Source organism: Staphylococcus sp. HMSC036D05, from assembly GCF_001836225.1.
Classification (GTDB): Bacteria; Bacillota; Bacilli; order Staphylococcales; family Staphylococcaceae; genus Staphylococcus; species Staphylococcus caprae.
Window position 1 is genome coordinate 41793 of record NZ_KV827775.1, and the last position, 15727, is coordinate 57519.

The 15727-nt window shown below is 33.6% G+C and carries 14 protein-coding genes; 3 read left to right on the plus strand and 11 right to left on the minus strand.

Annotated features, from left to right (window positions below; genetic code table 11):
- Positions 1–37: 37 nt before the first annotated feature.
- The 10 genes from HMPREF2580_RS03630 to HMPREF2580_RS03675 form a co-directional block, all read right to left on the minus strand.
- Positions 38–1246 (minus strand): CamS family sex pheromone protein, encoded by a 1209-nt coding sequence (locus HMPREF2580_RS03630; protein WP_002445442.1) that lies wholly within the window; start codon positions 1244–1246, stop codon positions 38–40.
- A 12-nt stretch (positions 1247–1258) separates the two neighbouring features.
- Positions 1259–3262 (minus strand): NAD-dependent DNA ligase LigA, encoded by a 2004-nt coding sequence (gene ligA, locus HMPREF2580_RS03635; protein WP_070830455.1) that lies wholly within the window; start codon positions 3260–3262, stop codon positions 1259–1261.
- Between the two features lie 6 nt (positions 3263–3268).
- A complete protein-coding gene (gene pcrA, locus HMPREF2580_RS03640) occupies positions 3269–5458 on the minus strand; it encodes a DNA helicase PcrA (protein WP_070830457.1) in 2190 nt (729 codons plus the stop codon).
- The gene (locus HMPREF2580_RS03645; protein ID WP_070830459.1) at positions 5458–6147 is read right to left on the minus strand and encodes a heptaprenylglyceryl phosphate synthase; all 690 of its coding nucleotides are present in this window, start codon (positions 6145–6147) and stop codon (positions 5458–5460) included. The genes pcrA and HMPREF2580_RS03645 overlap by 1 nt, the downstream gene beginning before the upstream one ends.
- A 323-nt stretch (positions 6148–6470) precedes the next feature.
- A complete protein-coding gene (locus tag HMPREF2580_RS03650; RefSeq protein ID WP_002445436.1) occupies positions 6471–6773 on the minus strand; it encodes a YerC/YecD family TrpR-related protein in 303 nt (100 codons plus the stop codon).
- Between the two features lie 123 nt (positions 6774–6896).
- A complete protein-coding gene (gene purB, locus HMPREF2580_RS03655; RefSeq protein ID WP_070830461.1) occupies positions 6897–8192 on the minus strand; it encodes an adenylosuccinate lyase in 1296 nt (431 codons plus the stop codon).
- 272 nt (positions 8193–8464) lie between these two features.
- A complete protein-coding gene (locus HMPREF2580_RS03660; RefSeq protein ID WP_002445431.1) occupies positions 8465–8644 on the minus strand; it encodes an NETI motif-containing protein in 180 nt (59 codons plus the stop codon).
- Positions 8628–9254, minus strand: a complete 627-nt coding sequence (locus HMPREF2580_RS03665; protein WP_070830463.1) for a DUF2179 domain-containing protein — start codon at positions 9252–9254, stop codon at positions 8628–8630. The genes HMPREF2580_RS03660 and HMPREF2580_RS03665 overlap by 17 nt, the downstream gene beginning before the upstream one ends.
- A gap of 88 nt (positions 9255–9342) precedes the next feature.
- Complete coding sequence (gene nadE, locus HMPREF2580_RS03670) at positions 9343–10164, minus strand: ammonia-dependent NAD(+) synthetase (RefSeq protein WP_070830465.1); 822 nt, start codon at positions 10162–10164, stop codon at positions 9343–9345.
- A complete protein-coding gene (locus HMPREF2580_RS03675; RefSeq protein WP_037541845.1) occupies positions 10157–11626 on the minus strand; it encodes a nicotinate phosphoribosyltransferase in 1470 nt (489 codons plus the stop codon). The genes nadE and HMPREF2580_RS03675 overlap by 8 nt, the downstream gene beginning before the upstream one ends.
- Before the next feature lie 210 nt (positions 11627–11836).
- On the opposite strand from HMPREF2580_RS03675, the gene HMPREF2580_RS03680 reads away from it, so the two are divergent.
- Positions 11837–12904 carry a nitric oxide synthase oxygenase gene (locus tag HMPREF2580_RS03680; RefSeq protein ID WP_070830468.1) on the plus strand — a complete coding sequence of 356 codons (1068 nt, stop codon included), beginning with the start codon at positions 11837–11839 and terminating at the stop codon, positions 12902–12904.
- A gap of 18 nt (positions 12905–12922) precedes the next feature.
- Positions 12923–13726, plus strand: coding sequence for a prephenate dehydratase (locus HMPREF2580_RS03685; RefSeq protein ID WP_070830470.1), 804 nt, complete (start codon positions 12923–12925; stop codon positions 13724–13726).
- Positions 13727–13815: 89 nt separating this feature from the next.
- On the opposite strand, the gene HMPREF2580_RS03690 is transcribed toward HMPREF2580_RS03685, so the two are convergent.
- Positions 13816–14901, minus strand: a complete 1086-nt coding sequence (locus HMPREF2580_RS03690) for a glycosyl hydrolase family 28-related protein (RefSeq protein WP_070830472.1) — start codon at positions 14899–14901, stop codon at positions 13816–13818.
- Positions 14902–15142: 241 nt separating this feature from the next.
- On the opposite strand from HMPREF2580_RS03690, the gene HMPREF2580_RS03695 reads away from it, so the two are divergent.
- The gene (locus HMPREF2580_RS03695) at positions 15143–15697 is read left to right on the plus strand and encodes a cysteine hydrolase family protein (RefSeq protein ID WP_002445416.1); all 555 of its coding nucleotides are present in this window, start codon (positions 15143–15145) and stop codon (positions 15695–15697) included.
- The last annotated feature ends 30 nt before the right edge of the window (positions 15698–15727 follow it).

The following is a 15727-nucleotide window of genomic DNA, read 5'->3' on the forward strand; positions in this document are numbered from 1 at the left end:
AGATTGTTCATTTTAGTCGAAGACGCCTTTTCATGTATTAATTATGATAGATGTGAACTTGAGGTTCTTTGTCATCTTTGGATTTACTTATAAGCGCACGAGGTGTATTACCATCTTTGATACGAATTTCATATTCATCAATGTTATCAAAATATTTTTCAGCTTGTTCAGTGACATATTGTGTAATACCAATTGTTTCCGCTTGACCATAATAGTCAATTGGTAAGTCTACTGTTAATTGTTTCGCTTTTTTATTTACAAATTTAACCTTTCCTACTGCTTGTGTAAAGTTAGAGAAGTACGATTGTAGGTTATCGTTAAATTGTTTGAAATTATTATTCAGTGTTTCATTATAATCTTCTGCTGTTGAGGATGGAAGTAAAGCAGATTTCTCTTTTATCGTATCCCATCCATTGATTTTTGTTTGACCATCGTCTGCAGTCGCTCCAGCAATGAATTCTCCTGGTGAAATAGAGTCTTGTCCAGACTGTTTATAAATTGCAAAATGAATTGGAATATCTTTTAAATCACTATTTTCACGTAATCGAGATAATATTTCACTTGCCATTTGTTTACCTTGTTTCTCTATGTCTTTATCATTTAGATTTTTACTATAAGTCTCGCCATCTTTTTCTTTTTGATAATAATAAACACTATTCATAGCTAAACCAATTGTCATACCTTTAATGTTTTTACCTTTTGAATCACTATTACCGTAAAAATCTTGTTCTAAAATATTTGATAGATACGCTGGTGAGTTGTCGGCAATTTTTTCCTGATTCGTTTCACCATTATGAGAAGGATTAAGTCCTAAGTTTTCATTAGCTTTTTTACTTTTCTTCTCTTTTTCGCTCATTTTATCAATTTCTTTTTTCGTATATTTCGGATCTAAATAAGCATTAATTGTTTTCTTATCTAAATACTGTCCATCTTGATAAAGGTATTTATTTGTAGGAAAGACTTCTTTACTTAACTCTAATAAGCCACTTTCAAAGTCTTCACCGTTATAGCTATTGGCCATATTATCTTGCAGTAAACCTCTAGCCTGACTTTCCTTAAAAGGTAAAATCGTTCTGTAATTATCACCTTGAACATTTTTGTCAGTTGCAATTTGTTTAACTTGGTTTGAATTTTTACTGTCTTTACTCTCACTTTGATCTTTGTTTGATTGATTATCTTTTTGTCCATTATTACAAGCAGCTAATAAAAATATTGTCGAAATGAGTAATATAAGTGTTCGCTTCATCGACGTACTCCTCTAATTATTTAATTCTTTTTGTTTGTTAGCAAATTCTTCCTCTGTCCAGATTTCCGTACCAAACTTCTCAGCTTTGGTTAATTTAGAACCCGCATCGGCACCTGCAATGACGATATCCGTACTCTTAGTTACACTGTTTGTTACTTTAGCGCCTTGCATTTCTAGCCATTGTGATGCTTCACTTCTAGTCATTTGTTCTAATTTTCCTGTTAGTACAATTGTTTTACCGCTAAATTCTGGATGTCCTTCAATCTCTGTTGTTTTAATTCCTTTATAACTCATATTAACATTTTTGTCTTTTAATTTTTGAATTAAAGCACGAATATCTTCATTTTCAAGATACGTAACAACAGATTGTGCAAGTTTATCGCCAATATCATGAATTTCAACCAATTCAGCTTCAGTGACTTCTAATAAGCGATCCATCGTTTCATACTTCTCAGCTAATACTTGGCTCGCTTTCACACCGAGATGTCTAATTCCTAGCCCAAATAGTAAATGTTCGAATGAATTATCTTTAGCCTTTTCAATTGCAGCTAATAAATTCTCGACTTTTTTAGTTCCCATACGTTCTAATGGAAGTAAATCCTCTTCTTGAAGATAAAATATATCAGCAACATCTTTGATAAGCTCATTTTCATATAATTGTTGAATGATTTTTGTACCTAAACCATCAATGTTCATCGCTTGTCTTGAAACAAAATGAATCAGACCTTCAATGAGCTGTGCTTGGCATTTAGGATTAATACAACGCAAAGCGACTTCGCCTTCAATGCGAACTAACTCGTGACCGCAACTTGGACAATGTGTCGGCATATGGTACGTTTCTGCATCGTCTGGACGTCTATCTAGAATACTTTTAACTACTTCAGGTATGATGTCACCTGCTTTTTTAACGACGACGCTATCACCAATACGTATATCTCGTTCATGTATCAAATCTTCGTTGTGTAAAGACGCTCTTGAAACTGTCGTACCAGCTACTCTGACTGGTTCCAATATAGCTGTAGGCGTAACAACACCTGTGCGTCCAATACTTAATTCAATATCTAATAATTTAGTAACCACCTCTTCAGCTGGGAATTTATACGCAATCGCCCATCTTGGTGATTTCTGTGTGTAACCCATTTCTTCTTGTTGATCTAAATCATTGACTTTAATTACAATCCCATCAATATCGTAAGAAAGTGATTCTCTTTTATCGGTCCATTTCTCAATGTATTTAAGAACGCCTTCAATATCTGAAACACGTTCTCTCTCCTGATTCGTTTTAAATCCTAGTTGATCAAGTTCGTTCAATGCACCACTTTGGGTCGTAGCATTAAAATCGGTAAAGTCATTTACACTATATAAGAACACACTTAGTTTTCTTTTCGCTGCCAATTTAGAGTCGAGTTGTCTCAGAGAACCTGCTGCTGCATTTCTAGGGTTTGCAAAAGGTTGTTCACCATTCTCTTCTTTCTGCTTATTCAAATTCATAAATGAACGTCGCGGCATATAAGCCTCACCACGTACTTCAAAATTGAGTGGTTCTTTTATTTTTAATGGAATCGCATGTATGGTTCTTAAATTTTCAGTAATGTCTTCACCTGTCGTACCATCACCACGCGTTAGTCCTTGAACAAATTTACCGTCTTGATATTTAAGTGAAACAGCCAAACCATCAATCTTAAGTTCACACATATATTCGACGTTACCAATATTTTCCCTAATACGTTGGTCGAACTTTCTTAAATCTTCCTCATTAAAAGCATTGCCTAAACTTAGCATAGGTGTATCGTGGTTTACCTTCTCAAATGAGGACTGAGCTTCTCCACCTACTCTAACAGTAGGTGAATCTGCAGTTTTATACTCAGGATGTTTTGTTTCAATATCTATAAGTTCATGTAATAGTTTATCGTACTCACTGTCTGGTACAGACGGATTATCCTGTACATAATATTCATAACTATACTGATTTAATAAATCATGTAATTCATTAACGCGACGTTGTAAATCTTCCATCCCCCATTAATCCTCCTTCTTCTCTATTGGCGCAAATTGTGCAAGTAGACGTTTAGGTCCTTCAGATTTAAAGATAATATCTAGCTCTACTGAACCATTTTTCTCATTGACATTACTCACCATACCTTCGCCCCATGCTTTATGTGTAACCTTATCTCCAACTTTCCAATCAGAAGAAGAAACTTGTTTCTTAGGTGACGTTGTGCGTTTACTAAATCCACGTTTCTGTTGTGGTTTAGCCTGTGAAATGGTTTGACGTTTCGTTCCAGTATGACTTTCAAGTAAGTCTTCAGGAATTTCCCTTAAGAATCGTGAAGGCATATTTGATTGAGAACGTCCGAACAACATCCTTGTCGTAGCATTCGTGATGTATAGAAGTTCTTCTGCACGCGTAATTGCTACATAACAAATTCGACGTTCCTCTTCCATTTCGTGATCATCATCACTTTTGATTGCACGAATATGAGGAAACAGTGATTCTTCCATACCCATAATGAAGACAATTGGGAATTCTAAACCTTTTGCTGAGTGCATTGTCATAAGCGTTACACCACTTTGCGTATCGGCTTCGTCTATATCGGCAACCAATGATAAATCAGTTAAAAAGTTAATTAATGATTGTTCTTCTAAAGGTGTATTTTCTTCGTAATCTTTTGGTACTGACATAAATTCATCTAAGTTTTCTAGACGACTACGAGATTCTAGTGTTTGTTCTCTCTCAAGCATGTCACGATATCCAGATTTTTGTAATACTTCATCTACAATGTCACTTATTTCAAGAAACTCTTGTTCTTTAATTAAATTAGTGATGGTTTCATAAAAATTGATACATTCTTGAGTGACCTTTTTAGATAATCCAATAAAATCAACCTCACCAAGTGCATCAAACATACTAATTTGATTTTGAACAGCATAGGTTTGAATTTTTTCAACTGAAGAAGGTCCGATTCCTCTTTTTGGCACATTAATAATTCGTTGTAAACTAATGTCATCATTGCTATTAGCAATTACTCGTAAATAGCTTAGCAAGTCCTTAATCTCTTTACGATCATAGAACTTTTGGCCACCAACCATCGTATATGGGATGTTCGATTTCATGAATGTTTCTTCTAACACACGTGATTGTGCATTTGTTCTATAAAGAATAGCCATATCACTATATTTCTTACCATTACGCTGATGCTTCATAATTTCCCTAACAACGTATTCCGCTTCATCGCGTTCAGTCATTGCTTCATAGTATTGAATTTTATCTCCGCCGGAATTGGCAGTCCATAAACCTTTTGGCTTACGTTCTGAGTTATTTTTAATGACTTCATTTGCAGCATTGAGAATATTTTTAGTTGAACGATAATTTTGTTCTAGGAAAATGGTTTTCGCTTCTGGATAATCTTCCTCGAAGGATAAAATATTTTGAATATCAGCACCACGCCAACCATATATCGATTGGTCAGAATCCCCTACGACACATAAATTTTTAAATTTACTAGCAAGTAATTTCACTAAAGTATATTGCGCTTTGTTTGTATCTTGATATTCGTCTACGTGAATGTATTGGAATTTATTTTGATAATATTCTAGAGCATCAGGTACACGTTCAAATAAATTGATAGTAGTCATAATTAAATCGTCAAAATCTAATGCTTCGTTACGAGACAGTTGTCTTTGGTACCCTTTATAAACTGTCGCTACCATTTGTGAATGAAAATCATTTGCTTCTTTTTGAGCATCGTCAGGTGTTTTTAATTCATTTTTTAAATTACTAATTGCGCCAATAAACATTCTAGGTTCAAAGCGCTTGCTATCAATGTTTTCATTTTTCAAAACATCTTTAATGACAGATTTTTGGTCAGTAGGATCAATAATCGTGAAATTTCTTTCTATGCCAATTCTATCCGCATCTCTTCTCAATATTCTTACGCACATGGAGTGAAACGTTGACATCCAAATGACTTGGGCTTCTTCACCAACAAGTTGTTCAACACGTTGTTTCATCTCTTTAGCAGCTTTATTAGTAAAAGTAATCGCTAAAATATTGTAAGGAGAGACATCTTTTTCATCTAATAAATAAGCGATGCGATGTGTTAATACACGTGTTTTTCCTGATCCCGCACCTGCCATTATTAGTAGTGGCCCTTCAGTCGTTCTTACGGCTTCACTTTGTTCGGTATTCATATTCTTGACTAGCGAATTCATTAATTAGACTCCTTTATTTTTACTGTTTTTAGCGCTTTTTTAATATCTGTATATATGATATTTCCTACGATAATCGTATCGGCAATATCAGCCATCTCTTGTGCTTGTCCTAAACTTGAGATGCCTCCACCGTAGAAAAGTTGCGTTTCTGTAAGCATGTTAGATACGGCTTTGACTTTATCAATATCACCGTACTCCCCACTATATTCTATGTACATTACTGGGAAATGATAGAGTTCATTAGCCATTTGCGCATATGCCTCAACATCTTCCATATCAAGTGTCGTATTGGCATTGGTACTTTGAGCTACTTTACTATTTGAATTTAATACTAAGTATCCTTCAAATACTACTTCTTCAAAGTTAATCACATGTCCATATTGTTTCAGTGCCTCTAGCAAAATACCGTTGTGAAATCTCGTATCGTTGCTATTCATCACTGTCGGTATAAAGTAAAAGTCAAACCCGGGCATGACACTTTCAACATTTGAGACTTCTAATGCAAGTGGTAATGGATAACGTCTTACTCTACTCATTAAATGGATGACATTGTCTTCAGTTACATTATCAGTACCACCAATTATAATTGCATCTGTATTAGACATACATATTGCCTCTAAATCATCATCAGAAATAGACTTAGCAGGATCTAATTTAAATATATGTTGCCATTTTTTTATGTCATACATTTTTCGTAACTCCTTTAATTAACATACCCTAAATTATAGCATTTTTAAGTACTAAGTTCTAAAGAGTAAATATGAAAATAATACATTATTTAAGTAATAACTTTATTTACTATGGTGCGTGTCTAATTTTGAATTTGTTGAGAATTGAATCAATCATTTTCCTTTTAAACTAATCATCATTGCGAACTTTTATTTTCAAATATAAAAGGCTTCGAAAAATGATTAAACACTTTTCAAAGCCTTAGGTCCTATTATTTTATAAAAATTAAAACATTAAAACGAGTCAGCGTCAGACGGTAAATCAAATTTAAATCAATATTGTCTTATGACTGTGTTTCGATATTAAGTCTATCTAAAATCATAGTGTACGCATCGTTACCCCATTGTAATGATCGTTTCACTCTAGAAATTGTTGCAGTTGATGCTCCAGATTCGTCTTCAATTGTTGCATACGTATAACCTTGTTTAATCATTTTAGCAACTTGAAGCCTCTGAGATAATGACTGTATTTCATTGACAGTGCATAAATCATCGAAAAACTGATAACATTCTTCTCTATTTTCTAGCGCTAGGATCGCATCAAATAATTCATCTAATGCTTGACCACGTAATTTTTCAATTTGCATCTCGAACAACCCCTATACACGTTTTCTTTCATCATTTTAACGTACTAATTAGTTAAAGTGTAGTAGTTTCAATGAAAAAAGTATAGGAATTTAACCGCTTTTCTAACATGATATTTAAGATTTTTATTCTAAACCTGCACGTTCAAATATTGTGTCGACTTGATTAAGGTGATGTTCTGGATTGAAACATTCGTCTAATTCTTCTGCAGTTAAGACATTAGTAATTGTTTCGTCTTGTTCAATCAATTCTCTAAATGGTGTCTTAGTTTCCCATGATTCCATTGCTTTAGGTTGAACCTTATCATATGCTTCTTCACGAACCATGCCTTTATTAATAAGTGCTAATAATACACGTTGTGAGAAGATTAAACCAAATGTTTTATCAATATTATTTCGCATATTATCTTCAAAGACCGTTAAGCGATCTACAATATTAGTAAAACGATTCAATGCATAATCAAGCGCTATGGTTACATCTGGTAACATAATACGTTCAGCTGAAGAATGAGAAATATCGCGTTCATGCCATAAAGGAACATTTTCATAAGCAGTAGTAATATAGCCACGAATAACGCGAGATATTCCAGTAATATTCTCAGAACCAATTGGATTACGTTTATGCGGCATTGCAGATGAACCTTTTTGACCTTTAGCAAATGCTTCTTCTACTTCACGTGTTTCAGTTTTTTGTAGATTACGAATTTCTACTGCAAACTTTTCTAAAGAAGTCGCAATCAATGCTAGCGTCGCAATATAATATGCATGGCGATCTCTTTGCAATGTTTGAGTTGATACAGGAGCAGTATCAATACCTAGATGTTTACAAACATATGCTTCAATTTCTGGAGGAATATTCGCAAATGTACCAACTGCGCCACTCATTTTACCTACTTCAATTTCTTTACGTACTTCCTTGAAACGTTTAAGGTTACGTTTCATTTCTGTGTACCATAATGCCATTTTCACACCAAATGTAGTTGGTTCAGCGTGAACACCATGTGTACGTCCCATCATAAGCGTATATTTATAATTCTTAGCTTTTTCTGCTAATACATCAATAAATCTTTCTAAGTCTTTTTCAATGATTTCATTCGCTTGTTTAACTACGAAGCTTAATGCAGTATCTACTACATCAGTTGATGTAAGACCATAGTGGACCCATTTTCTTTCTTCACCTAATGTTTCAGAAACTTGTCTTGTAAATGCAACGACGTCATGACGTGTTTCTAATTCAATTTCTTTTGCACGTGCTACATCAACTTTTGCATTGTCACGAATTTTTTGGACATCTTCTTTAGGAATATAACCTAATTCGCTCCATGCTTCACACGCTAATATTTCTACCTCTAACCAAGCTTCATAGCGATTTTGATCCGTCCAAATATTAGACATTTCTTCTCTTGAATAGCGTTCAATCATTCTTTATAAACTCCAATCGTATGTATTATTGTAGAATTAAAACCTGTACATTAAATTATTTTTTAATCTAAAAGTTCGTGTTTAAGCTTTCAATTTTAGTTTAACAGAACTGTTACAAAATGTATAAATCTTTTTTCTTTATATTCCTATTTTATTGTAATTACCTTAGAAACTCAATTAACTATAAGAAAGAGTAGGATAGAAATTCTACTTTAGTATCATTTCGATATCCTACTCTTTGAACATATTTCTATATGAAATTTTATAACTTGTTACTTGATTGGTTTACCTACAAAAATAATTTCTTGTCTAAGGACTTCAATACTTCCGTCCTTATTCTCTTTATAGACTGGTTTCTCCATTCTACGCGTTGGCATAAATCCTTCATTTCGCATTCGATTTAAGCAGTCTGAAATGGTCTCATTATCCTCTACTTTAAATTTTTTGCTCATTTGACCTTGCACTTTCTTGTTCTTCGTATTCTACTACTACATCAAGGTGTTCTGGTTCATAAGCTTTAAGTTTACGTCTACGTACACCTTTAACCCAGAATCCACCATGAATATTTCTAGGTTCATATGCAATAATAAACGCTTTAGGATCTAAATTTTTGATTGTATCCATAAGCTTAAGTTCGTATTTACGAGGGGTTAAGATTTGCATCACCATTCGACTGCCATCACGACCAAATGCTTCATAGTGTGTAACTCCATAACCAAGATTTCTCAATTCATTTGGTAAATCTAATTCATATTCTGAAGATGTTACATTGACAACGGTATAACCTAATGCCAATTTTTCTTCGATTTTCATACCGACGATGATTCCCACTGAAAATCCTAATGCATATGCGAAAATATTTTGAATTTGATCTAAACTAGACATAACTAAACCTAAACCAACCACATATACGAGAACTTCAAGGAAACTCACTGCAGCAGCAATATATCGATAACCTTTTAACGTTAGTATCGTTCTCATTGTTAAAAATGTGACATAACATACGTTGATTACAAATATAGCCAAGACCATTAACCATGGATTGTGAGCAATTGCTGACATATTATTCCTCTTTTCTTACAATTAAATCCAAATCATTTTATCAGTCATGCATCGATTTGTCACTTAAATTTTTACGTATTAATCATTATTAATTTTTAGGCCATGTATATCTTGTATAAGCAAGCTCACGTTTATGCGCATTTCTTACATAATGTTTTTCGATTGTTTCGCGTGCTTCAGCAGGTATTTCTTTACCTTCTAAGTAATCATCAATTTGATCATATGTCACACCAAGCGCTTCTTCATCAGGTAGTTGAGGTTTATCATCCTCTAAATCTGCTGTAGGCACTTTTTCATATAAATGTTTTGGTGCTTTCAAATATTCGAGTAACTGTTTACCTTGTCTTTTATCTAAACCGAAAATAGGCGCAATATCAGCTGCACCATCACCATATTTAGTATAGAAACCTGTAATATTTTCGGCAGAATGATCCGTTCCTACGACGATACCGCTTTGATTAGAAGCAATAGAAAATTGAACTTTCATGCGCTCTCTAGCTTTTTCATTGCCTCTTTGGAAATCAGTGAGGGCTATCCCCGCTTCTTTTAAAGATTGAACACTTTGATCTACAGCAGGTTTAATATTGACCGTAATGATTTCATCAGGCTCAATAAATTTAAGTGCATCTTCCACCTCGTCGGCATCTTTTTGAATACCATAAGGTAGTTTAACTGCGATGAATTTACATTCTCGACCTTCTTCTCGTAATTCATTCACCGCTAATTGCACTAACTTACCTGTTAACGTTGAATCTTGTCCTCCAGAAATACCGAGTACTAATGATTTAATAAATGAATGTGATTGAACATACGATTTTATAAAATGTTTGATTTCATTGATTTCTTTTTCGCTATCAATTTGTTTTTTTACTTTCATTTCTTTAACTACAATATCTTGTAACTTACTCATTTTCTTCCTCCATTTCCTTAACATGTTCAGCCACTTCAAAAATGCGTTTGTGTTTGTTTTCCCAACATTTTGCACTTAAATCAACAGGATATTCTTGTGGGTTTAAATAACGTTTATTTTCATCCCAAAGTGTGTTTAAACCTTGCATTAGATAAGTTTGAGCTTCACGTTCACTTGGAAGTTGGTATACAAGTTTGCCATTATCAAAAATCGTATGATGTAAATCTTTTGCTTCAAAAGACTTAATAAATTTCATTTTATAGGTATGAACAGGATGGAATAATTTAAGTGGTTTCTCAGCTGTAGGGTCTTCCCCGTCAAGTGTAATATAGTCACCTTCCGCCTTACCTGTTTTTTTGTTGATAATCCGATAAACATTCTTTTTACCTGGTGTTGTGACCTTTTCCGCATTATTAGATAGCTTAATTCGATCACTAAACGTACCATCTTCTGTCTCGATAGCTGCCAATTTATAAACAGCTCCAAGAGCAGGTTGATCAAAACCAGTAATGAGTTTCGTTCCGACGCCCCATGCGTCAACCTTTGCGCCTTGCGCTTTTAAACTTGTTATTGTTTGTTCATCTAAATCGTTTGAAGCAATAATTTTCGCATCAGTAAAGCCTGCTTCATCTAGCATTCGTCTAGCTTCTTTAGATAAGTATGCAATATCACCTGAGTCTAATCTAATTCCTATAAAGTTGATTTTATCTCCCAACTCTTTTGCAACTTTAATAGCTGTAGGTACACCTGATTTAAGAGTATGGAAAGTATCGACTAAAAAGACGCAATTTTTATGTCGTTCTGCATATTTTTTAAAAGCTATATATTCATCACCATACGTTTGCACTAATGCATGCGCATGTGTTCCAGAAACTGGAATATCAAACAATTTACCTGCACGTACATTACTCGTTGAATCGAAACCACCAATAAAAGCTGCTCTTGCGCCCCATAATGCAGCGTCAACTTCTTGACCTCTTCTAGTGCCGAATTCCATCAAAGTATCATTCATTGCAATTTGACGTATTCTACTTGCTTTGGTCGCAATTAACGTATGGAAATTAATGATATTAAGTAAAATCGTTTCTATTAGTTGCGCTTGAATCAAAGGCGCTTCAACTCTAATTAACGGTTCATTACCAAAGCATAATTCACCCTCTTGCATTGAGCGAATATTACCTGTGAACTTGAGTTCTCTCAAGTATTCTAAAAAGTCATCCTTGTAGCCTATTGTTTTCAAATACGCTATATCACTATCGGAAAATCCGAAGTTCTCTATAAAATCAATTACACGTTTTAACCCATTAAAAACCGCATACCCACTATTAAAAGGCATACTTCTAAAATATAAGTCAAAAATGGCAATTCTTTCGTGAATGCCATCATTCCAATAACTTTCTGCCATATTAATTTGATATAAGTCGTTCTGTAACATTAAGCTGTCGTCTTTAAATTGATACACACTTATCTCTCCAATCGACCGATTCATTTACAATTAGTTTATCATAATTCACATACTGTAGGTAAATGAGTTACTTGATTAATCTGAATCTTTTAATAGTTTAGATTTAATCATTTACAAAATCATTCTATACGACAAATTCATGACAATTGAATATTTTAACTGAGTATTTTTAAAACCTCGATTATAATACGTGTGAGGTGTTTTTAAATGTTATTAGATGAAGCTAGATCATTTATTCAAACTATGTATACCGAACTTAATTATGATTCAAGTAAAATAGCAGAGAGATTGAATGAAATTGAGAATGAAATCACACGTACAGGAAGTTATACGCATACTTATGAAGAGCTATCTTATGGAGCAAAACTAGCATGGAGAAATTCTAACCGTTGCATTGGGAGACTATTCTGGGACTCATTAAATGTAGAGGATGCGCGAGATATAGATAATGAAGAAAACTTTTTAGAAGCAATTTATCGTCATATCGATATTGCAACTAATGGTGGCAAAATCAAACCACTTATTACAATTTTCTCATCTCAAAATGCGCCCAAAATCTATAATAACCAATTAATTCGATATGCAGGTTACGATAACGCGGGAGATCCATCTGAAAAAGAAATCACACGTTTAGCTCAACATTTAGGTTGGAAAGGCGAAGGCACGAATTTCGATATTCTACCACTCATTTATCAAATATCGAATGGAAGCATTAAGTGGCATGAATTCCCAAATCACATCATTAAAGAGGTCCCTATTTGGCATGACCAATATCCAAAATTAGCAGAATTAGGTCTAAAATGGTATGCTGTCCCAATTATTTCAAATATGGACTTAAAAATTGGTGGGATTACCTATCCAACTGCACCTTTTAATGGATGGTACATGGTTACTGAAATAGGCGTACGTAATTTCACAGATAGTTATCGATATAATTTATTAGAAAAAGTTGCAGAAGCCTTTGATTTTGGTACACTTAAAAGTAATTCATTTAATAGGGATCGAGCACTCGTAGAATTAAATTATGCAGTTTATCATTCTTTTAAATCTGAAGGCGTTTCAATCGTCGATCATCTCACCGCTTCAAAACAATTCGAAATGTTTGAGCGAAATGAACAAAAAAATGATAGACACGTCACTGGCAAATGGTCTTGGTTAGCACCACCATTGTCACCAACTTTAACATCAAATTATCATCATGGTTATGATAATACTATGCGTTCAACAAATTTCTTTTACAAAAAAGAAGAACCTATGAAGTGCCCTTTTCATTAAGTTTTTAGAGGTGTCATCATGCGATTATATTACCTAGGTCCAAAGGGAACTTTTTCTTATTTAGCTTCACAAAAATTTATATCTGAAAATGAAATCGAATATTCAGCAAAAACTAATCTTCACGAGGTCATTAAAGCAGTGTCTAGTAACGATCAATCTGTAGGCATTGTACCTATAGAAAATTCAATTGAAGGTACTATTAATATCGTTGCGGATTCATTAGCCCAACAACAAATTTATGCACATGGAGAAATTCACTTAGACATCAATTTTGCATTGTACGGTAATGGAACAGACAGTTTGAAGGACATAAAGAAGGTTTACTCGATTGCGCCAGCTATCAGCCAAACAACCAATTATATTCATCAACATCACTTTTTATATGATTATACTGACAGCACGATTCAAAGTTTGGATAAGATTGATAAAGGTATAGGGGCGATTGCGCCGCTGGGTAGCGGAGAGACATATGGATATCAACCCATAGACAAACATATTCAAGATTACCCACATAATGTCACTCGCTTTTTAATAGTTAAAAATCATACACATTTCGACAAAAATGCGAATACAACGATGTTTTTAATTACACCACAATATGATAAACCAGGTTTACTGGCAAGTGTGTTAAATACCTTCGCACTATTTAACATTAATTTATCGTGGATTGAATCAAGACCATTAAAAACGCAACTAGGTATGTACCGTTTCTTCGTTCAAGCAGATACACCTGTCACACATGATATTAATAAAGCCATTACAATTTTAGAAACTTTAGATTTTAAAGTAAAACTAGTAGGTTCTTTTAATAAAAAACAATAAATTTATAAGTGTTACACCGCCAACAAGAAAAGTTAGGCGGTGTTTTATATTCTTCCTTTTTGTTCATTCTTCAAAAATATGCATGCGTTTTATTCTATATTGATTTTTTCTATTTGAAGAAATGGTTCTTCTTGGTTTAACGTAAGATCTTTAATATCTTCTAAATGTAACGTTTGAGAGGCGTCATCAAAATAATTACCAGCAATAAATACTTGGTGATGTTTAACATTATTGTAATTTCTGATATGAATTGCGTCTCTTTCCATTTTTCCTATAAATATATTTCCGATGACGTTAAAGTTCTCACCTGCTTGCGTTTCCATCACTTGTCCTGTGACAGGATCGGCCGCATTTTTTCCATCTTTAACACCAAGGAAGCGTATTCCTCCATTACACATTCTAAATTCATTATTTGTAATGAATGTATTTTTAGATTTTAAAGGGGTTAACGCAAATTCATTCAGTTGGTCAAATATGTTATTTCTAATATGAATATTATCGTAAAATCTGTCATATCTGCTCGCGTGTGAACCAATCGCTCGGTTCCATGCTTTCATTTTCGGGTTATCGGAGTCACCAAAATAACAATTCTCTATAACTACATTCTTAGTAATAGTTCCATCTGTTGTGCCAAATTTAGGAAATGCGCCTGGGACTTGAATGTCTAATTGCACCGCTTCAGAAAATGAACGGTCACCATCAATATCAAGAAATCCTTCAAATGAACAATTCGTAATATGTAATCCATTTAAGCCACATGCGTCTAGGGCGTGGCCACCTACAATATTTTTAAATGTCACTCCATTTAGTTGAATATCCTCTGCGTGTCCTATACTCATAGCAGTATTATTATATGGATAATCTCCCCCATTCATATCGAAGGTACCACCTTTAATATAGATATGACTATTACCCGAATAACCATAGTATAAAATATATGATTTTCCATTTTTTAGTAATGCATCTTTACCTACGCGCAAAAGTATCGCTTCATCATCAAGTAATAACGTCGTAGAATCATAAATGACTAGCGCTTTTCTAATATGGTAAGTGCCTTTAGGTATAAATACGGTATGTTCCCCGTGCTTTGCATAGTTTAACGCCTTCTGAATTGCTTTAGTATCCTTGTATTTACTTTCTCCTTTGAGTCCAAAATCTGCAGCATTAATTAACATAACAGTATCCTCCATTTTAATTGAAAATAAAGATTGTGCGGTTAAGGCGAACTCTATATACTAAAGTTAGATTTTATTAATGATATGTTATTTAATTTCAAAAATGAGTCAAACTGTCGATAAATTTTATCGCTCTTTGTCGAAATGCTCATCATTTTTTAATTACATATCAAAAAGTCTTAGTTATATATAAATATACCAATCTAATACTTTTTAAACACATTTGAGAGAGGATGTTTTTATGAGTAAAAATGCATTAATTATAGTGGATTATTCTGTGGATTTTATTGCTGATAATGGGAAACTTACATGTGGGAAGCCAGGTCAAGAAATAGAGAACTTTATCGTTGATCGCATTCATTCATACATTGATCATCAAGATGAGGTCATCTTTACAATGGACTTACATTATGAGAATGATCAATATCATCCTGAAACACAATTATTCCCTCCTCATAATATTTACGGTACGGAAGGTCGTAATTTATATGGAAAAGTAGGCAGTTTATATCAAACAATTAAAGATAATACACACGTGCATTATTTAGATAAAACAAGGTATGATTCTTTTTATGGCACTTCATTAGATAGCTTGCTAAGAGAAAGAAATATTAAAAATGTAGAAATTGTTGGTGTATGTACAGATATTTGTGTACTTCATACCGCTATTTCAGCATATAATTTAGGTTATCATATTACGATACCTAGTAAAGGTGTCGCGTCTTTTAATCAAGAAGGACATACTTGGGCACTTTCGCATTTCAAAAACTCACTAGGTGCTAAGGTAGAAGATTAAACTTAAATCATGCTAAAATATGATTAAATA